Source organism: Corallococcus sp. CA041A, from assembly GCF_003612075.1.
GTDB classification, from domain to species: Bacteria; Myxococcota; Myxococcia; order Myxococcales; family Myxococcaceae; genus Corallococcus; species Corallococcus exiguus.
Genome location: NZ_RAWF01000066.1, coordinates 19,018 through 37,874 on the forward strand (window position 1 = coordinate 19,018; position 18,857 = coordinate 37,874).

18 protein-coding genes are annotated in these 18,857 nt (G+C 70.4%); 15 read left to right on the forward strand and 3 right to left on the reverse strand.

The features are described 5' to 3' along the window. Positions 1-17: 17 nt before the first annotated feature. The 3 genes from D7V77_RS14235 (at position 18) to D7V77_RS14245 (ending at position 3,587) form a co-directional block, all read left to right on the forward strand. Positions 18-989: a nucleotidyltransferase family protein gene (locus tag D7V77_RS14235; protein WP_120576822.1), complete on the forward strand. Its 972-nt coding sequence runs from the start codon at positions 18-20 to the stop codon at positions 987-989. Positions 990-1,094: 105 nt separating this feature from the next. Further along, the gene (locus D7V77_RS14240) at positions 1,095-2,393 is read left to right on the forward strand and encodes a UDP-glucose/GDP-mannose dehydrogenase family protein (protein WP_120576823.1); all 1,299 of its coding nucleotides are present in this window, start codon (positions 1,095-1,097) and stop codon (positions 2,391-2,393) included. After that, the gene (locus D7V77_RS14245) at positions 2,394-3,587 is read left to right on the forward strand and encodes an acyltransferase (protein ID WP_120576824.1); all 1,194 of its coding nucleotides are present in this window, start codon (positions 2,394-2,396) and stop codon (positions 3,585-3,587) included. Positions 3,588-3,865: 278 nt separating this feature from the next. On the opposite strand, the gene D7V77_RS14250 is transcribed toward D7V77_RS14245, so the two are convergent. Further along, a complete protein-coding gene (locus D7V77_RS14250; protein WP_120576825.1) occupies positions 3,866-4,141 on the reverse strand; it encodes a hypothetical protein in 276 nt (91 codons plus the stop codon). A gap of 178 nt (positions 4,142-4,319) precedes the next feature. Here D7V77_RS14250 and D7V77_RS14255 point away from each other — a divergent pair, with 178 nt between their 5' ends. Then, positions 4,320-6,944, forward strand: coding sequence for an O-antigen ligase family protein (locus D7V77_RS14255; RefSeq protein WP_120576826.1), 2,625 nt, complete (start codon positions 4,320-4,322; stop codon positions 6,942-6,944). 5 nt (positions 6,945-6,949) lie between these two features. Here the strand turns inward: D7V77_RS14255 and D7V77_RS14260 are convergent, their stop codons facing one another. Next, entirely contained in the window at positions 6,950-7,480 is a 531-nt protein-coding gene (locus D7V77_RS14260; protein ID WP_120576827.1) for an aminoacyl-tRNA deacylase, read from the reverse strand. A 132-nt stretch (positions 7,481-7,612) separates the two neighbouring features. Beyond that, positions 7,613-8,935 carry an N-succinylarginine dihydrolase gene (gene astB / locus D7V77_RS14265; RefSeq protein WP_120576828.1) on the reverse strand — a complete coding sequence of 441 codons (1,323 nt, stop codon included), beginning with the start codon at positions 8,933-8,935 and terminating at the stop codon, positions 7,613-7,615. 18 nt (positions 8,936-8,953) lie between these two features. On the opposite strand from astB, the gene D7V77_RS14270 reads away from it, so the two are divergent. The 11 genes from D7V77_RS14270 to D7V77_RS14320 all read left to right on the forward strand — a co-directional run bounded on the left by D7V77_RS14270 (position 8,954) and on the right by D7V77_RS14320 (position 18,734). After that, entirely contained in the window at positions 8,954-9,907 is a 954-nt protein-coding gene (locus tag D7V77_RS14270) for a lysophospholipid acyltransferase family protein (RefSeq protein ID WP_120576829.1), read from the forward strand. Between the two features lie 13 nt (positions 9,908-9,920). Next, entirely contained in the window at positions 9,921-10,472 is a 552-nt protein-coding gene (locus D7V77_RS14275) for an LPS export ABC transporter periplasmic protein LptC (RefSeq protein WP_120576830.1), read from the forward strand. Then, on the forward strand, positions 10,469-11,119 hold the full coding sequence (locus D7V77_RS14280; RefSeq protein ID WP_120576831.1) for an LptA/OstA family protein: 651 nt from the start codon (positions 10,469-10,471) through the stop codon (positions 11,117-11,119). Before D7V77_RS14275 ends, D7V77_RS14280 begins: the two co-directional genes overlap by 4 nt. Further along, entirely contained in the window at positions 11,116-11,856 is a 741-nt protein-coding gene (gene lptB, locus D7V77_RS14285) for an LPS export ABC transporter ATP-binding protein (RefSeq protein ID WP_120554202.1), read from the forward strand. Before D7V77_RS14280 ends, lptB begins: the two co-directional genes overlap by 4 nt. A gap of 252 nt (positions 11,857-12,108) precedes the next feature. Then, a complete protein-coding gene (gene rpoN / locus D7V77_RS14290; protein WP_120576832.1) occupies positions 12,109-13,629 on the forward strand; it encodes an RNA polymerase factor sigma-54 in 1,521 nt (506 codons plus the stop codon). Between the two features lie 58 nt (positions 13,630-13,687). Continuing rightward, positions 13,688-14,326, forward strand: a complete 639-nt coding sequence (locus D7V77_RS14295) for a GNAT family N-acetyltransferase (RefSeq protein WP_120576841.1) — start codon at positions 13,688-13,690, stop codon at positions 14,324-14,326. A gap of 16 nt (positions 14,327-14,342) precedes the next feature. After that, a complete protein-coding gene (locus tag D7V77_RS14300; protein ID WP_120576833.1) occupies positions 14,343-15,131 on the forward strand; it encodes a hypothetical protein in 789 nt (262 codons plus the stop codon). 270 nt (positions 15,132-15,401) lie between these two features. Beyond that, positions 15,402-16,049 carry a ribosome-associated translation inhibitor RaiA gene (raiA, locus tag D7V77_RS14305; RefSeq protein ID WP_120576834.1) on the forward strand — a complete coding sequence of 216 codons (648 nt, stop codon included), beginning with the start codon at positions 15,402-15,404 and terminating at the stop codon, positions 16,047-16,049. Between the two features lie 200 nt (positions 16,050-16,249). Next, the gene (locus D7V77_RS14310; protein ID WP_120576835.1) at positions 16,250-16,711 is read left to right on the forward strand and encodes a PTS sugar transporter subunit IIA; all 462 of its coding nucleotides are present in this window, start codon (positions 16,250-16,252) and stop codon (positions 16,709-16,711) included. A 23-nt stretch (positions 16,712-16,734) separates the two neighbouring features. Further along, a complete protein-coding gene (locus D7V77_RS14315; protein WP_120576836.1) occupies positions 16,735-17,580 on the forward strand; it encodes a hypothetical protein in 846 nt (281 codons plus the stop codon). A gap of 56 nt (positions 17,581-17,636) precedes the next feature. Then, positions 17,637-18,734 (forward strand): alpha/beta fold hydrolase, encoded by a 1,098-nt coding sequence (locus D7V77_RS14320; RefSeq protein ID WP_233596984.1) that lies wholly within the window; start codon positions 17,637-17,639, stop codon positions 18,732-18,734. Positions 18,735-18,857: the final 123 nt, after the last annotated feature.

Genomic DNA, 18,857 nt, shown 5'->3' on the forward strand with positions numbered 1-18,857 from the left:
ATTAAAGGTGCCGCACCATGGCGCCCAGCCTCCTCGACACCTTCCGGGTCCTGTCCTCCTTCGAGCCTCCGCGCGGAAAGCTCCGGGGCGCGCCATGGGAGGCGTACGTCGACTGGGCCATCGCGCAGGGACTGGCGCCGCTCGCGGCGTACAACCTGGAGTACCGGATGGGCGGGGGCGAGGCGCCGGAGTGGGCCCGCGACCGGATGATGTCCATCTACACCGGCTCCGTGAACGACAACGTCATGAAGCTGGTCCACTTCAAGCGCATCGTGGATCAGCTGGAGGGCCGCAAGATTCTCCTCCTGGGCGGCGCGGCCTTCGCGGAGGCGCTCTATCCGCACGTGGGCTTCCGGCCCGTGCTGGACATCCAGGTGCTGGTGCGCCGCATGGACGTGGACGGCTTCGCCGGCTACCTGTCCAATCACGAGTTCGTCCCAGAGGAGGACACGACGAACAGCGGCGCCGCGCGCGTCGTGTCCGACGGCCGCACCCCCATCCACATCTACGCGGACGTGCTGGGCGCGAACCGACGTGAGCAGTTGGCCGGCATCTTCGAGCGCGCCCGACCCATGAAGGTCTACGGGCAGTCCGTCTTCCGCCCGGAGCTGGAGGACGCGCTGCTGCTCACCGCGCTGGACCAGGCCCACCACGGGTATGACGTGCCGTGGCTGTCGTTCGTGGACCTGCGCGAGCTCATCACCGGCGCCACCTGGATGGGCGGCGTGTACTCGCGCCCGATGGATGTCCCCGCGCTGCTCGCTCGCGCGGAGGCGTTCGGCCTGGAGCGCGCCCTCTACACGTCGCTGGCCATCGTGGCGCGTCTGTTCCCGGAGGCGGAGGCGCAGGCCACCGCCGCGTTCCCGCCGCTGCGCCGCGCGACCCGTGAGCTTCTGGACCGGGGCGTGGTGGGTCCGGTGAGCACCCCCGGACGTTCCTCCGCCCTACGGGGTGTGGACAGACTGCGTCGCCTCCTCACGGGGCGATAAGGCTGTCTGGTCGCTCGGCGGTCCTTCGTGCCCGGGCTTTCTTTCAGTGCTCCGGTCGGCGTATGAGTTCATGACGCCACCTGTCGAAACCAGGACACTCAAAGAATGCGCATTGCCATTATCGGATCGGGTTACGTCGGACTCGTCGCGGGCACCTGCTTCGCGGACTCGGGCAACGACGTCGCGTGCGTGGACATCGACGAGCGGAAGATCCGCATGCTCCAGGATGGACAGGTCCCCATCTACGAGCCGGGTCTGGAGGAGCTCATCCGCAAGAACGTGAAGGAGAAGCGCCTCACGTTCACCACGAACCTGGCCGAAGGCGTGCAGAACGCGCAGGCCGTGTTCATCGCCGTAGGCACCCCTGAAGGGGAGAGCGGCGAGGCGGATCTCCAGTACGTGCTCGCGGCGGCGCAGGCGGTGGGCCGCGCGATGAAGCAGTACACGGTGGTGGTGGACAAGAGCACCGTGCCGGTGGGCACCGCGGACAAGGTTCGCGAGGCCATCGCCAAGGTGACGGACGTGGAGTTCGACGTCGTCTCCAACCCGGAGTTCCTGAAGGAAGGCGCCGCGCTGGACGACTTCTTCAAGCCGGACCGCGTCGTCATTGGCGCGGACACCGAGCGCGCCCGGACCCTCATGGGGGAGCTGTACGCGCCGTTCGTGCGCACGGAGAACCCCATCCTGTTCATGGACACGCGCTCCGCGGAGCTGACGAAGTACGCGGCCAACGCGATGCTCGCGACGCGCATCTCCTTCATGAACGACGTGGCCGCGCTCTGCGAGAAGGTGGGCGCGGACGTGGACTTCGTGCGCAAGGGCCTGGGCGCGGACAAGCGCATCGGCTACCCGTTCCTCTTCCCCGGCGTGGGCTACGGCGGCTCCTGCTTCCCCAAGGACGTGAAGGCGCTCGTCACGACGGCGCGTGAGTACGGCCTGGAGCTGGACCTGCTGCGCGCGGTGGAGCGCACCAACGAGCGGCAGAAGAAGCTGCTCGTGAACAAGGCCGTGAAGCACTACGGGACGCTGGAGGGCAAGAAGTTCGGCGTCTGGGGCCTGGCGTTCAAGCCGAAGACGGACGACATGCGCGAGGCGCCGTCCATCGAGGTCATCGAGGGCCTCATCGGCAAGGGCGCGACGGTGATCGCGCACGACCCGGTGGCCGCGCACGCGTCCAAGCGCGTCTTCGGCGACCGCATCCGCTATGCGGACCTGCCGTACGACGCGCTGGAGGGCGTGGACGGCCTGTTCGTGGTGACGGAGTGGAACGAGTTCCGCCACCCGGACTTCGCGCGCATGAAGTCGCTGATGAAGTCGCCGGTGATCTTCGACGGCCGCAACATCTTCCAGCCCGCGCGCATGCGTGAGCAGGGCTTCACCTACTTCGGCATCGGTCGCAAGTAGATGAAGCAGCAGTCCGGAGGCTCGCTGGATGCGCTGACAGGGCTGCGTTTCCTGGCGGCCCTGCACGTCGTCTTGTTCCACTTCGGCACCCCGTGCATCCAGGGCGTGGCGCCGGAGTGGATGGTGCAGGTGGTGGCCTCCGGCTATGCCTCCGTGGGGGTCTTCTTCCTCCTGTCCGGCTTCGTGCTCGCGTACAACTACGTGGACACGGCCAGCGGGATGCAGACCCCGCCCCGGGCCTTCTGGAGCGCGCGGGTGGCGCGCGTCTACCCGGTGTTCCTCCTGATGTTCCTGCTGTCGGCGGTGCCCACGGCGCAGGGCTCGCTGGCGGCGAACAGCGTGCCGGTGGCCGCGGCGAAGCTGACCACGGCGGGGCTCACCACGCTGATGCTGCTCCAGTCGTGGGTGCCGCAGCTGGCGCTGTACTGGAACCCTCCGTCCTGGTCCGTGTCGGTGGAGGCGTTCTTCTACGCGGTGTTCCCGGCGCTGGCCGGGAGGCTGGAGCGCTTCCGGGGCGCGCGCATGAAGGCGGCCCTGGTGGGCGTGTGGCTGCTGGGGCTGTTGCCGCCGGTGCTCTACCTGGTGCTGCGGCCGGACGGGCCGGGCACGCTGAACGCGGCGTCCGGCGGCGTGTGGCTGACGGTGGTGAAGCTCAACCCGCTGATGCGCCTGCCGGAGTTCCTGCTGGGCGTGCTGCTGGGGCTGGTCTTCGTGCGGGAGCGGGCGGCGGCGACGGCGACGTCCCAGCGCTCCGGCGCGGTGATGGCGCTGGCGGGCGCGGCGCTGCTGGTCGCGGGCTTCTCGCAGGGCGCATGGATTCCGTATCCGTTGATGCACAACGCGCTGCTGGCGCCCGCGTCGGCGCTGCTGGTGTACGGGCTGGCGCGCGGCGGCGGTCCGCTGGGGCAGGTGCTGGCGCGGCCGTGGCTGGTGCACCTGGGCGGGGCCAGCTACGCGCTGTACCTGCTGCAGTACCCCGTCAGCGAGCTGGTGCACTGGATGGAGCGATTCGTGGGCCCGTCGTCGCCCACGCGCTTCCTGGCGGTGCTGCTGGTGTTGCTGGTGCCCGCGTCGGTGGCGGTGCACCGATGGGTGGAGACGCCGTGGCGCACGCGGGTGCGGCGCGGGCTTCAGCCGTGGGTGGATGGCTCGCCCTCGCGGCCGGCTCCGGCTCCCGTGGTGCCGGGCACCTGAGGTTCGCGACAGCGCGTCCTCAGCGGGCGGCGTTCAGCAGGTGATGCCGTAGGACCTTCCGGGGCGCGGAGGCCCAAGCCTCGCGACAGCGCGTCCTCAGCGGATGAGGCCTTGGGCCCTTTGGGGCCGCGAAGGTCGAGCCTCGCGACAGCGTCCTCAGCGGATGAGGCCTTGGGCCCTTCGTGGCCGCGAAGGTCGAACCTCGCGACAGCGTCCTCAGCGGATGAGGCCTTGGGCCCTTCGTGGCCGCGAAGGTCGAGCCTCGCGACAGCGCGTCTTCAGCGGGCGAGGCCGCAGGCCTTCTTGCCCTCTTCGGTCTCGATGGTGCGGCAGTCGCAGCCTTCGAGCTTCGCTTCGCAGACGGCCTCGTCCTCGGCGATGGGCTCCACGCGGCCCTCCTCGTCGGCGGCTCGCTGCTGGCAGGCCTGCTTCTCCACCGAGTTCAAGGCGCACTCGCAGAGCTTCTCGGACAGCTCGCGGCACGCGCCCTTGCACGCGGTGAGTCCGGAGAGGGAAGCGCAGAGGACGGCGGCAGTGAGCAGGAAGCGACGCATGGGGTCGGGGGAAGATGCCAGATGATTCCCCGGATGCAAGCGGTGTCCCGGGCGGGGCGTTCATTCGATAGCCCCGGAAGGCCGCGCCGGGGGAGGAGGCATCCAGGCGCCGCGTCCGCTGGTCGAGGGGACGAGCCCCGGAGGTTCGTGAGGAGCGTGACATACTCCCGCGCCGCGCATGGCTCCTGGCTCCCACCGCGTCTCCCGGTACACCGTCTACGCGGAAGTGGCGCTCGCGGCGCTGGTGGTGCTGGGCCCGGTGGCGCTCGGCGGCGCGGCGCACTGGGTGTCCTGGCCGCTGGGCGTGCTGTCCGGGGCCGCGGCGGTGCTGGCGTTCGTGGGGGCCCGGCGACAGGGAGAGACCCCGCGCGTGCCGCTCCTGGCCGCGCCGCTGGTGGGCGCCGTGGTGCTGTGTGTGTCGCAGCTCGTGCCACTGCCACCCGGACTGCTCGCATGGGTGAGTCCGGAGGCCGCGGCGCTGCGCGAGGACGTGCTCGTTCCGCTGGGTCTCACGGGCTGGCGGCCGGTGTCGCTGGAGCCTTCCGCCACCTGGCGTGAGCTGGCGAAGCACGTGGCCTACCTCGTCACGTTCGTCGCGGCGGTGCAGGTGTGCCGCGCTCGCGCGTCTCGGCAGCGGCTGCTCTCGGTGCTGGCGTTCACGGGCGCGGCGGTGGCGACGGTGGGCCTGGGCCACGCGCTGTTCGGCGTGGACACGCTGTTCGGGCTGCGGGCGTACGTGCATGCACGGCCGCCGCTGGTGACGCCGTTCGGAAATCCCAATCACCTCGCTGGCTTCCTGGGGCTGTGCGCGACGGTGGCGGTGGGGCTCGCGCTGTCGAAGCAGCCGCGTTCGCGCGCGTGGCCCTTCGCGATGGCGGCGCTCGTCTCCGGCGCGGGAGTGCTGCTGTCGCTGTCTCGCGCGGGCATCGTGTTCTTCGTCTTCGGGCAGGTGCTGCTCGCCGCGTGGCTGATGAAGCAGCGTCGCGAGGCGCGCACTCCCGCCAGGCCCGCGTGGGGGCGGGGCGCGGCGGTGCTGCTGGGGCTGCTGGCGACGCTGTCCGTGGGCGCGTACCTGGCGGCGGATCAGCTGTGGGCGGAGGCTCGCACCGTGGACGGCGTGGAGTCCCTGCGCCGCGGCAAGATGGAGCCCTGGCCGATGATGGCTCGCGCGGCCCGCGCCTTCCCGGTGCTGGGCATGGGGCGCGGCGCGTTCGAAGCCGCCTTCCCGCGCTACCAGACCGAGCCCAACCCCAACACCTTCACGCACCCGGAGAACGCGGTGTTGCAGGTGGCGGCGGAGTGGGGCGTGCCGGGGCTGCTGCTGCTCGGGCTGGGCGTCTGGGCCTTCGTGAAGCGCGTGCGGCGCGAGGACCACGGGCCCGTGGAGCTGGCGGCGCTGTCCGGCGTGGCGGCGCTGGCGCTGCACAACCTCTTCGACTTCAGTCTGGAGCTGCCCGCGTGCGCGGTGGCGGTCGCGGTGGTGCTGGGCGCGGTGTTCCGGCCCCGTGAAGCCGAGCGCATGGCCGCGCGCCGCACGAAGCTGGGCACACTGCCCGTCGGTCCCGCGCTGGCGCTGGCTGCGGGGCTCACCGTCGTGATGCTCGTCGCGCTCGTGCCGGGACGGCGGAGGATGGCGGACGCGGAGGCGCTGCTGGCGGAGCGCGTGGCGGCGCGGGCGCCGGGCGCGGAGGTGCGAGCCCTGGGGCTCCAGCTCATCGACGTGCACCCGGCGGACTACCTGCTGTACCGGCTGATGGCGATGGCCTCTGTGTCGAATGGCGCCGAGGGCGCGAAGGACGCGCTGAGCTTCGTCAATCACACGCTGTACCTGCGGCCCCTGGATGCGCCCGCGCACCGCGTGGCCGCGCGGGCCCTGCTGCACCTGGGCCGGCGCGAGCAGGCCTTCCTGGAGTACCGGCTCGCGCACGAGGCCGGGGACACGCGCGTGTTGATCAGCGAGGCGATGCCCCGTGCCCGCACGGTCGAGGAATTGAAGACCCTCACGTCCGAAGCGCCCGGGCAGGGGGTGGAACTCGCGGAGGCGCTGCTCGCCGGGCCCTCACGCCGAGCGCTGGGACTCGAATGGCTCACCTGGGCGCGTGAACACTTCGAGGGCCGGTCCGAAGCCACCGCGCTGTGGATGCAGGAAGCGCGCGGACGGCTGGCCCAGGGAGAACTCCCCGCGGCGGAGGCGGCCTGTGCGGAGGTGGAGCGGCGCGCCCCGGACGCACTGGCCACGCACCTGCTGCGCGCGGACGTGTGGCTTGCGCAGGGAAAGCGCGCGGAGGCACTCCAGTCGCTGGAGGCGCTCGTGAAGCGCTTCCCTCACGACGTGGAACTGGCCTTCACTCTGTCCACGCGGCAGCAGGAGGCCGGGCTCACGCGCAGGTCCCGGGACACTCTGGCCGCCATGGCGCCGTACCTGACCGACCTGCGGCAGCGCGCACGCCTGCTGTCGCTGGAAGCGGACAGCTTCGAACAGGAAGGCTTGCTGGCCCGCGCACTGGAGCAGCGCCGCTCGGTCGTGGGGCTGCTGCCCGGTCCGGAGAGCCACTTCGAAGTGGCCCGGTTGCAGGAGTTGCTGTCGCGCTACGACGCGGCGGCGCGCTCGGTGCACGAGGGCCTGCGGCTCATGCCACTCAACGATGCACGGCGCGCGGAGGGTGAAGCCTGGGCGGCGCGGCTGGAAGAACGCGAGCGTGCGCTACAGGACGCACACAAGGGCGGGCTGCTGGAGGACGCGAAGGGGCGGGAAGTGGAACCGCCGGGTTCACCGGCGGTCAGCGACGCTCCCGCTCCATGAGGACATCAGGCCGACGCGCCTGAGTCCTCCACGGGCGCTCCGTACGACGACGCTCTCTCTTCTTCACGCGAGAGCGACTGGATGAAGGACGCGACCAGCGGCCACTCCAGGCGCGCGAAGTCCTGGAAGCGCATCTCCAGGGCCTCCTCGTGCGAACCGGCGCGGAACAGCAGTCGCTCGTTGGCGCTCAGGGACTCGTCCATCGCGACGGGCAGGCCGTACAGCTCGCCGAAGGGAGGCTCGGCGCCCGTCTCGCAGTCGGGGAAGTGGTCGGCGAACTCGGACTCGGCGGCGAGCCGCGCGGTGCGGACGCCCAGCGTGTGGCGGACCTGCCGCAGGTCCACGGTCGCCATCGCGGGCACGACGACGATCCACGGCTGCCGGTCGGCCAGCACGATGATGGATTTGGCCACGCGCCAGGCGGGCACGTTGAGGGCGTCCACGAGCTCCATCGCGGTCACGGCCCGAGCGTGGGCGTACCGCTCGAAGGGGACGCGATGGCGCCGCAGATAGCTTTGAATGGCACTCGGAATCATGGGGGACATCACCTCCTTCGCGTAGAAGGTGTGTCCGGACGACGCGGGCGGCCATTCGCCACCCGAACGGGACGGCCAGGGCTGCCTGCCCTCGCCGGGTGCGCCGGAGGGCAGGCGGGCGGCCACCTCACGTCACTGCTGGAAGTCGTACACGCTGCCCAGCTTGAGCAGGCGCGTCAGCTCGTCGAGCGCGGTCATTGTCTCGCGCGCGAGCTGCGGATCGCGCACGTCCTCTGGCTTGAGCACATCGCGGTAGTGCTTGCGCACCCACGCCGCGAGCCCCTCGTGCAGAGCCGGCGAGTAGAAGACGTCCGCGGTGATGGCGGCGCGCTCCGCGTCCGTGAGCGAGATGCGCTGACGCAGGCACGCCGGGCCGCCGCCGTTGTTCATGGACTGCCGGACGTCCAGGTAGTGCACCGCCTTCACCGGGTTGTCCCCGGCGACCACTCGCTCCAGGAAGGCGTGGGCGGTGGGCGTATCGCGGCTCTCGATGGGCGCGATGATGGCCATGGTGCCGTCCGGCAGCGACAGCACCTGCGAGTTGAACGGGTAGGCGCGCACGGCGTCCTTCACCGGCAGCTCGGCGTCCGTCGCGACCTCGAAGCGGAAGGCGTCGCCCAGCTTCTCGCGCAGCGTCTGGAGGAGCTTCGGGTGCTCCACGAAGGCCAGCGCGTGCAGCATGAGGAAGCGCTCGTTGCCCACCGCGAGCACGTCCGTGTGGAACGCGCCCGCGTCGATGCCGTCCGGATGCTGCTGCGGCAGCACCACCTGCTCCGGCGCCAGCTGGTGTAGCCGCGCCAGGGCCTGGCTGGACTCCAGCGTCTGGCGCGCGGGGAAGCGCTGGGGCCCCTTCACGTCCTGCCACGCGCTGCGCCCCCAGGCGAGCACGTGCACGGCCTTGTGCCCCGGCGTGAAGAGGCGCGTGTGGTTGGCCGCGCCCTCGTCCGCGAAGTGCGAGGCGCCCGGTAGCGGCGCGTGCACCTGGAAGTGCTTCGCGTCCGCGAAGATGGCGCGCAGCACCGCGTGCGTGGTGTCCGCCTCGATGGCGCGGTGGAACATCTGCGTGAGGTTCGCGGGCGTCAGGTGCACCCTGCCATCCGCGGTGTCCGCCGAGGGCGCCACGGTGGCCGCGTTCGCCGTCCACATGGCGGAGGCGCTGGAGGTGAGGCGCAGCAGGTGCTCCCCGTCGCGCGCGGCGCGGGTGATGACCTCCTCGTCGGAGCCCGTGAAGCCCAGGGCCCGCAGCGTGCGCAGGGAGGGGCGCGGTTGGGGCGGCAGCACCGCCTGGCCCACGCCCAGCTCCGACACGAAGCGCATCTTCTCCAGCCCCTGGAGCGCCGCCTCCCGGGGGTGGCTGGGCTGGCCGCCGTGGTGCTGTGACGCCAGGTTGCCCGGCGAGAGGCCGGCGTAATTGTGGGTCGGACCAATGAGGCCGTCGAAGTTGTATTCGCGCATGGGATATGGAGACGCGTCGTGGAGCGTCCCCCTTTAACAAAGCGCCTCAAGCGTTACCTGCGCTACCTGCTCATCGCCGGGATGTTGCGCCTGCTCCAGTTCCTTTCGCTGGACACGGCCCGCACCCTGGGCATGACCCTGGGCGGCTGGGCCTACGCGTTCGCGGGCGGAGAGCGCAGGAAGGCGCTCAAGTCGCTGGCCCGCGCCTTCCCGGAAAGGACCGGGGCGGAACGTGACGCGCTCGCCCGTGACGCCTTCCGCCATCTGGCCGCCGCGGCCCTGGAGGTCGCCTCCGCGCGGGCGCTGGATGCCGGGCTGGAGTCCCTGGTGTCCTGGCCGGACGCGGACCGCCAGGTGCTGGAGGCCGCGCTGGCGAAGGGGAAGGGCGTCGTCTTCGTGTCCGGCCACGTAGGCAACTGGGAGCTGCTCGCCCGGCGCGTGGCGAGGGCGGGCTACCCCAGCCAGAGCATCGCGAAGGAGACCAGCGACCCGCGCCTCACCGCGCTGGTGGAGGACTTCCGGGCGAAGGGCGGCGTGCGCAGCATCTGGCGCGGCCAGGAGGGCGCGGCCCGGGCCATGCTCCGCGCGCTCCGGAGCGGCGAAATCCTGGGCATCCTCATCGACCAGGACACCAAGGTGCAGTCCGTCTTCGTGCCCTTCTTCGGGGAGCTGGCGGCCACTCCGCGCGCGGCGGCGGACCTGGCGCTGCGCACCGGCGCGGCGGTGGTGGTGGGCTTCTGCCAGCGCGACGGCCAGGGCTACCGGCTCACCATGGAAGAGGTGCCGCACCCGGACGCGACGGAGCGTGAAGCGGCCGTGCAGGCGCTCACCGCCGCGCTGTCGCAGCGCATCGAGGCGGCCATCCGCCGCGCCCCCGAACAGTGGGTGTGGATGCATCAGCGCTGGAAGACGCGTCCTCCCGAGGACGCTCCCCTGGCCCTCGCTGACGCACCGTCCGCCCCGGCGCGGTGATAAGGAGGGCCTTGTGCCGCGCCTGCTTGCCTTGAGCTTCCTGGGACTCCTCGCCACCGCCTGCGCGCCGCGCCGTCCGGCCCCGGGCGCCTCGAACGAGCCGCGCCCGGACGTGGTGCTGGAGGGCGCGCACCTGCGCTCCTACGAGGGCGACGCGCTCCAGGTCTCCGGCACCGCTTCCCGCGTCCTCTACCGGCGCGCGGGCGGCGAGGTGCAGGCCACCGAGGTCGTCGTTCGCCTGCCCCCCGGGAAGGGCGCGCAGGGCTCGCCTGGCGCCTCGCGGGCGGACACCGTCATCACCGCGCCGAATATGGACGGCAGCCTCGCGTCCAAGAGGTGGGTGGGGTCCGGCGGGGTCGTCGTGCAGACGGCGGAGGGACTGGTGGCCAACACTCCCCGGCTGACCTACGACTCGGACGCGCGGCGGGCCCATGGCGACGAGGGCGTGACGATGAGGGGCCCGGACTACCAGATGCGGGCGGACCGCTTCACGCTGTCCTCCGCGGACCAGACGTTCACCTTCGAGGGCACGGTCCAAGCCGTGCTGGGTGGAGCGACGGAGTGATTGAGTTCCTCGTGATGGCGCTGTTCCTGGCCCAGCCCGCGTCCTCGCAGGCCGCCGCGCCCGCAGCTTCCGGCGCCCCGGTCGTCGCGCAGGCCACTCCGCCCGCGAAGCCCGGTGCCCCCACCGCGCCCGCCGCGAAGCCCGCTGCTCCCGACTCGGCCGCTCCGGCCGCTCCGCCGCCCGCGCCGGGCACGTCGCTGGCGCCCACGGGCCTGCGCAACCCGGTGGACCTGTCCGCGGACCACGTCACCGGCGACCGCAACCAGGCGGTGCTCACCGGCAACGTGGTGGTGAAGCACCAGACCATGGACATCCGCTGCGAGAAGATGACCGGCTACTACAACGCCACCCGCCAGGTGACGCGCGTGGTGTGCGCCGGCAACGTGCGCGCCGTGGACGGCGACCGGCAGGCCCGGGGCGAACGAGCCGACTACGACGTGCCCTCGGGCGTGCTGGTGGTGACGGGCTCCCCGGAGGCCCGCCAGGGCAACACCTACCTCACCGGCACCAAGGTGCGCCTCGTCCTGGGCAGCGAGCGCCTGGAGGTGGAGAACGCCCGCATCCTCGTGGACTCCCCGTCCACCACCGCCGTCCCCGGCACCCGCAAGAAGGCCCCCACGCCGAAGCCGGCGGGCACGACGCCATGAGCGGCGCGAAGCTGTTCGCCGAAGGGCTCCAGAAGTCCTTCCGCAAGCGCCAGGTGGTGCGCGACGTGTCCTTCAACGTCGCCCCCGGTGAAGTGGTCGGCCTGCTGGGACCCAACGGCGCCGGCAAGACGACGAGCTTCAACATGGTGGTGGGCCTGGTGACGCCGGACGCGGGCCGGGTGCGCGTGGGCGACGAGGACCTCACCCACCTGCCCATGCACCGCCGTGCGCGCCGTGGCGTGGGCTACCTGCCGCAGGAGGCCTCCGTCTTCCGCAAGCTCACGGTGCGCGAGAACTTCCTGGCCGTGCTGGAGCTCCAGAAGGGGCTCACCGCCCAGGACCGCAAGCAGCGCGCGGACACCCTCCTGGAGGAGTTCGGCCTCTCCCACGTCGCCGACTCCTGGGGAGAGACGCTCTCCGGCGGCGAGCGGCGGCGCGCCGAAATCGCCCGCAGCCTCATCCCCGCCCCCCGCTTCATCCTCTTCGACGAGCCCTTCGCCGGCGTGGACCCCATCAACGTGGGCGACCTCCAGCGGCAGATCCACCTCCTGCGGGAGCGGGGCCTGGGCATCCTCATCACCGACCACAACGTCCAGGACACCCTGGGCATCTGTGACCGGGCCTACATCATCGCACAGGGTCAGATTCTCGAAGAGGGCACCCCTGCGCAGATCGCCGGCTCGGCCCGCGCGAGGGCCGTCTACCTGGGAGACCGGTTCCGTCTCCAGGCTCCGTGAAAAGCCGCTCTCTCCGTATGTCTCCAGATGCTCGCGGTGAAGTTGGCCCCGCTTTTGCGTCGACGTCTGAACATCTGCCAAGCGAGCGGGGGTTACGACAACCTGTCGGATTTCCAGCGGATTTTTGACGATGCAAATCAGAAACCACGCGCTGGGGCACTGGACGTGGCCGGGGGTCCTTGTTAGGTTGGCACGGTCCTTGATTGGAATCTCCAATCAGGTGGCACGCAAGCCTTCCGGAGACGCCCCCACATGGCGATGGAACTCAAACAGAGCCTGAAGCTCGCCCAGCAGCTGGTGATGACGCCCCAGCTGCAGCAGGCCATCAAGCTCCTCCAGCTCTCACGCATGGAGCTCCTGGACCAGGTCCGCGAGGAGATGGAGCAGAACCCCCTCCTGGAGCAGCCCGAGGAGGGCATGCCCGGGGAGGTGAGCGAGAAGGAGCCTGGCGAGGCCTCGCTCGAAGCGGACAACGCGGAAATCGCGCGCGACGTGGACCTGCCGTCGGCGACGCCGGAGAACGCCCAGGAGTTCAAGGCGGACGGCGAGGGACCCCCGGAGATCGACTGGGAGTCCTACCTCAACAGCTACCAGTTCAACGAGCCCACCACCGCCTCCAACAAGGGCAACGTGGCCACGGACGACCTGCCGTCGTTCGAAGCCAACATGGTGAAGAAGGAGGACCTGGTCGACCACCTCCAGGAGCAGCTGGGCACGCTGCGGCTCAACGAGGCCGAGCGCCGCGTGGCGGTGCTCATCCTGGGGAACCTGGACGACGACGGTTACCTCAAGCTGCCCGACATTGAAGGCGACCCGCTCATCCGCCTGTCCAACGAGGCGGACGTGCCCATGCACGTGGCGGAGCGCACTCTGCGCCGCATCCAGAACCTGGAGCCCCGGGGCTGCGGCGCGCGCGACCTGCAGGAGTGCCTGCTCATCCAGCTGCAGGCGATGAAGGACCCGAACGCGGCGCTGCTGGGCCTCATCATCAAGCGGCACATGAAGTACCTGGAGAGCAAGAACCTGCCGGCCATCGCCAAGGACCTCAAGGTCACCCTGGACGAGGTGGTCTCTGCGGCGAAGCTGCTCCCGAAGCTGGACCCGCGGCCGGGCCGCAACTTCAGCGGGGACGACGCGCAGTACATCACCCCCGACGTCTTCGTCTACAAGCTGGGGGACGAGGACTACACCGTGGTCCTCAACGACGACGGCCTGTCCAAGCTGCGCATCTCCGGCATGTACCGGAACGCGCTCAAGAACGGCGCGGTGAGCCCCGGGCAGACGAAGGAGTTCATCCAGGACAAGCTGCGCAGCGCGATGTGGCTCATCCGCTCCATCCACCAGCGGCAGCGGACCATCTACAAGGTCACCGAGAGCATCGTGAAGTTCCAGCGGGACTTCCTGGACAAGGGCATCGCGCACCTGAAGCCGCTCATCCTGCGCGACGTGGCGGAGGACATCGGCATGCACGAGTCCACCGTCAGCCGCGTCACCACCAGCAAGTACGTGCACACGCCGCAGGGCATCTTCGAGCTGAAGTACTTCTTCAACTCGTCCATCGCGCGCGTGTCCGGCGAGGACACGGCCAGCGAGGCCGTGAAGCACCACATCAAGCAGCTGGTGTCGCAGGAAGACTCGCGCAACCCGTACTCGGACCAGAAGATCGTCGAGCTGCTGCGCTCGCAGGGCACGGAGATTGCCCGCCGCACGGTGGCCAAGTACCGCGAGGTGCTGGGCATCCTCCCCAGCAGCAAGCGCAAGAAGTACTTCTGAGCTGTCCTTGAAGCGCCGGCCCTGCACAGCAGGGCCGGTTTGGGGCATGAAGCGGTCCATGGACCCCGTGCTCCCCACCGATGTCGGCGTTCCCCGTCGTGACCCCGTGCCGCTCGTCGTCCCGCCCGTCACCCTGGAGGGGAGGGCGGTGCGACTGGAGCCGTTGTCACTGGAGCACGTGCCCGCGCTCGCGGCGGTCTGCGAACCGGAAATCTTCGACCACTTCTCGCGCGTGCTGCGCACGGAAGCGGACGTCGCGGACTACATCACCGTCGCGCTGAAGGCATCCGCCGCGGGCACGGAGCGGCCCTTCGCCATCCGCGAGCAGGCCAGCGGCGCGGTGGTGGGCACCACGCGCTACCTGGACATCTCCCGCGAGTTCCGCACGCTCGAAATCGGCTCCACGTGGCTGGCGCGGCGGGCGTGGCGCTCGCGGGTGAACACCGAGTGCAAGTACCTGCTCCTCACGCACGCCTTCGAGACGCTGGGCGTGATGCGCGTGCAGCTCAAGACGGACAGCCGCAACGCGCGCTCCAGGGCGGCGATCTTGCGCTTGGGTGCTTCCTTCGAGGGCATCCTGCGCAACCACATGCTGGTGCGCGGCGGCGTGGTGCGGGACAGCGCGTACTACGGGTTCATCGACACCGAGTGGCCCGGCGTGAAGGCGCGGCTCGAAGGACTGCTGGCGCGGGAGTGATAGGGTGCCGGCCGCCATGACCTTCCCCGCCTCGAGCCCGCGTCGAACCGTGTCCTGCTTCACCGTCCTGGGGGCGCTCGTGGCGCTCACCGGCTGTAGCGGCGGCGAGACGAAGGTGATGTCGCTGGCGGAGCTGTCGGACCGCTCGCTCATCTTCGCGCTGGCGGACGTGGATGACGCGGAGACGCCGGACGCGCAGGGCGCGCACCGCTTCACCGCCAGCTACACGGTGTCGCCGGACGGCCCGTGCTCGCGCTTCGCCGACGACGTGACGGCCACCTTCAACGGCCAGCCCATGACGCTGGTGCCGGGTGGTGCGTCGGACGTGGGCGGGCGCTCGGAGGCGTGTGAGAACAGCCGCGTCTACTTCAACTTCGATCCGGCCGCCTGGGGCCGCGAGCCGGTGGAGGACATCGTCGTGCAGTTGCAGGACTCCTCCAGCACCGTGCGCCTGGTGGTGAAGAACGCCAAGGCCAAGCGCAAGTTCACGTTCCAGGGCGAGGGCACCCCAGACAAGCTGCGCGTGGGGCAGTCCTACGACTTCCTCTGGGAGCCCTCCACGGAGGTGCCCGGTCCGGTGGAGGCGCTGCTCCTGCGCGAAGGGGGCCGCGCGCCCGGCGTGCTCTCCGTCACGCAGAACGGCAACACGTCCACCGTCGCCATCGCCGCGGGCACCCCGCAGGCGAACCACATCCTGACGCTGGGCGCGGACCTGGAGGGCGTCGTGGGCGAGTGCACGGGCGTGGCGTCGTGCTCGGGCGCCATCTACCACTCGCAGGACTACGTGCTCTCCGTGGTGCCCTGATTCCGCCGGGCCGCGGGGCGATCCGCAGGCATGTTGCTGGCGTGAGCGCCACGCACGCGGTGTGGGGGAATGCCGACCGGAAAATGAGGCCCGGGTCGGAATCCCCTCACCGTGCCATGCAGCGGACACCAGACGTGTCCTATTGCGGTCGCTTTCGCGAGCGCGATCCGTGAACGGGATTTCCAACCTGGGGGGCCGGGTTGCTTTCGGCGTGGGCTCCGTTTCTGATCTGTCACGGAGCTTACCTCTCTCCCTAGGAGGCGGCCACGCATGCAGCTCAACATCACCTTCCGTCAGTTCGGAGCGTCGGATTCCCTGAAGGAGTACGCCCGTGAAAAGGTCGATCGGGTGAACCGACTGCTGGACCGGGCTGGTGAAGCCCACGTGGTGCTGTCGTTGGAGCGGCACCTGCATCACGCGGACATCACCATCCACTCCGGCGCCTGGGTCCTCCGAGGGCGTGAGAAGAGCGATGACATGTACGCGTCCATCGACCTGGCGATGGACAAGATCGAACGGCAGTTGCGCCGCTACCGCGACAAGCTCAAGTCGCACCACGGCAAGGAGAAGGTCCATCACCGCCAGGACCTGGTGAGGGTCCGCCACGACGTCTTCGAGGTCCACGAGCCGGAGGCGACCGCGGAGGCTTCCACGCCCGCCGCCCAGGCCGCGCCCGCCGCGCAGGCGCCGGTGGCCGAGTCGGGTGTCGCCCGCCTGGTGCGCACCACGCATCTGGCCATCCAGTCGTTGTCCGTGGACGACGCCGTGATGCAGATGAACCTGATGAACAACGACTTCTACGTGTTCCAGAACCAGCAGTCCCAGGCGCTGTCCATCGTCTACCGGCGCAAGGAGGGAGGGTTCGGGCTCATCGAGCCGCACCTGCCTGACGCGCCGGTGGCCGCCACCGGCACCTGACAGGCAGTCGTATCCGTGCCGGGGAACCGGGTCCGGGACATCCCCGGGCCCGGGTCCGGGGTGGGGGGAACGGCCCGGGCTGACGCGCAGTGAGCGAAGCGCCTGCCACCGCCCAGGCGACCCTTGCGCGAATCCAGTGTGAGGAGTAATTGCCGGCCGAGGAATCATTGCCGGCCCGGAGCGCCAGTGCGGGAGCGCCATTGAGAATCGCCGATTTCCTCAGCCCCCAGGCGGTCGTCGCGGACATGCAAGCCCGGACGAAACCGGAGGTGCTGCGCGAGCTGAGTGCCACGTTGGCCCGGGCGCATCCGAATCTGCGCGAGGACCGGCTGGTGGCGGTGCTCCAGGAACGGGAGAAGCTGGGCAGCACGGGCATTGGCGAAGGCGTGGCCATCCCCCACGGCAAGCTGGCGGGCATGGACAGTCTCCAGGCGGCCTTCTGCGTGTCGCGCGCGGGGGTGGACTTCGAGTCCATCGACGGCAAGCCCACGCACCTGTTCTTCGCGCTGGTGGCGCCGGAGAACAGCGCGGGGGTGCATCTGAAGGCGCTGGCGCGCATCTCGCGGCTGTTCAAGAACCCGCGCTTCCGGGCGGCCATCCTGGAAGCGCCCTCGGCCGCGGACATCCACGCCCTCATCGTCCAGGAAGACGCGCGGCCCTGAGGGCCTGACAGGAGACGCCCCGCATGGACGTCGTCCTGCGTCCCATCAACGATCGTTTCTTCCACGAGCAGGTGCTGCCCTTCTTCACGCGCGCCATGGGGGATGCCTCCGGCGCGCTGGAAGCCCTCTCCAACCACCTGGGTGACGCGCAGGCGTTCACGCTCTGCCAGCGGCTGGCCTCGTCGGCGTTGCCGGGGGGCGTGGGGTCGGTGGACTCGGACGGGTGGATGGACCTGGTGGACCGGCTGGTGTTCCAGCCCTGGCGCGAGTCGCCCGGCGGCTGGGAGGTGGGCGGGTCCCCTGGCGGCTACGCGGACGAGTGGGACGAGGCGCTGAACCTGGCGCTGATGGTGGAGGACGCGGCCTATCCCTACTGGGACACGAAGGCGGCGCGCGTGGTGCGGGACAACTTCCGCAGGCGCCCTCCGGGCGAGCAGGGGCTGGCGTCGCTCCTGGCCGGGCAGTGGGACCCCTTCCCGGAGTTCCCGCCGGACCGCGTCTTCGTCACGCAGGGCCGTGGGGAGTACGCGGTCCGTGAGCGGTTCGCCTTCGCGGACTGGGCCTGGCGGCCGGCGAAGACGGTGTTGCACTGGCAGGTGAACCTGCCGCGCAAGCTGGAGCGGCTGCTGACGCGGGAGCAGGAACGCCTGAAGCTGCCGGTGCTGCCGGAGCGCGACGAGGTGCTGGGCTACTGGACGGGGAAGCTGCCCCAGCCGCCGCCCCTGTCCGTGCTGTTCTCCGGCCTGGGCCCGAACGCGGCCACGTGGATCCGCGAACTGGGCGCGCTCACGCTGCACCTGCGCAGCGCCGCGCAGACGAAGCAGGGTCTGGCCGCGCTGGTGACGCGCGGGACCACCGTGCGGCTGTGAGCTGACGGCGATTTCCGGGTTTCCTTGTCCTGTCGTTCCCGGTCATGCTGCGGAGCATGCGCCGCTTCTTGTCGCCCGTGGGTTCCATGCTCCTCGCCGCCGCGGTGCTGATGGGCGGCTGTTCTTCCTCGAAGAAGGCGACGGAGGCTCCGCGTACGGACCATGCGTCGCTCTACGGGGCGGACGCGGCCTACGCGGTGGGCGTCACGCAATCGCTGACGTACGAGGACGCGGTCCGCCGCCGCACGTTGAAGCCGCTGGTCTGGTACCCGGTGGCGCCCGGCACGCCGATGGACAACCGTGCGCCGTCGGACCTGTTCAAGCCCTTCTACGGAGCGAAGGACGCACCGCTTTCGGACGCGCGGGAGCGCTGGCCGGTGGTGTTGCTGTCGCACGGGAGTGGGGGCTCGTTGATGGACCTGTCCTGGTTCGGTTCGAACCTGGCGGCGCATGGCTTCGTCGTGGTGGCGTTGAACCACCCGGGCAACACCTTCGGCGACACGAGCCCGGAGGGCTTCGCGCGCGCGTACGAGCGTCCGCAAGACTTCACGGTCATCCTGGACCACCTGCTGAAGGATCCGAAGTGGGGCCCGCGCGTGGATCCGGAGCGCATCGGCGCGTCGGGGCACTCGATGGGCGGCTACACGGCGCTGGCGCTGGTGGGGCTGAACCTGAACCTGGAGTGGATTGAAAAGCGCTGCAAGACGCCGGGCACCAAGGAGGAGATTGGCTGCGAGGGCCTGCGCGACGTGGACTACAGCCGCATCGACATGAAGCGCTCGCGAGCGTCGTACCTGGACCCGCGAGTGAAGGCCGCGTTCGCGATGGCGCCGGGCATGGCGGCCTCCTTCGAGGCGCGTGACACCGCCGACGTCCAGAAGCCGGTGGAGCTGGTGCTCGCGAAGGGTGACGAGCTGATGCCGCACGAAGGGCACGGTATGCACCTGGCAGGGCTGCTGCCGCCCGCGACCACGACGACGGTGGTCCTGGACGACGCGGGACACTTCAGCTTCCTGCCCGAGTGCTACCCGAAGGGCTTCGACGTCATCGCGATGCTGTGCCGCGACCCGGTGACGGGGACGCGCCCGGCCTCGCACGCGCGCACCAACGCGGAAGGCGTGGCGTTCTTCCGCCGCACGCTGGACGTGCGCTAAGTAGGTCGCCAGAAGTTCTCTAACAAATCGCGCAGCCAGAAGCCCTCGGCGAGGCAGCCCGCCTTGCGGAGGGCGTCCTGGGGAGAAAGGCGCACTACCCAGCGGATGGCAGCGGCGACGTGC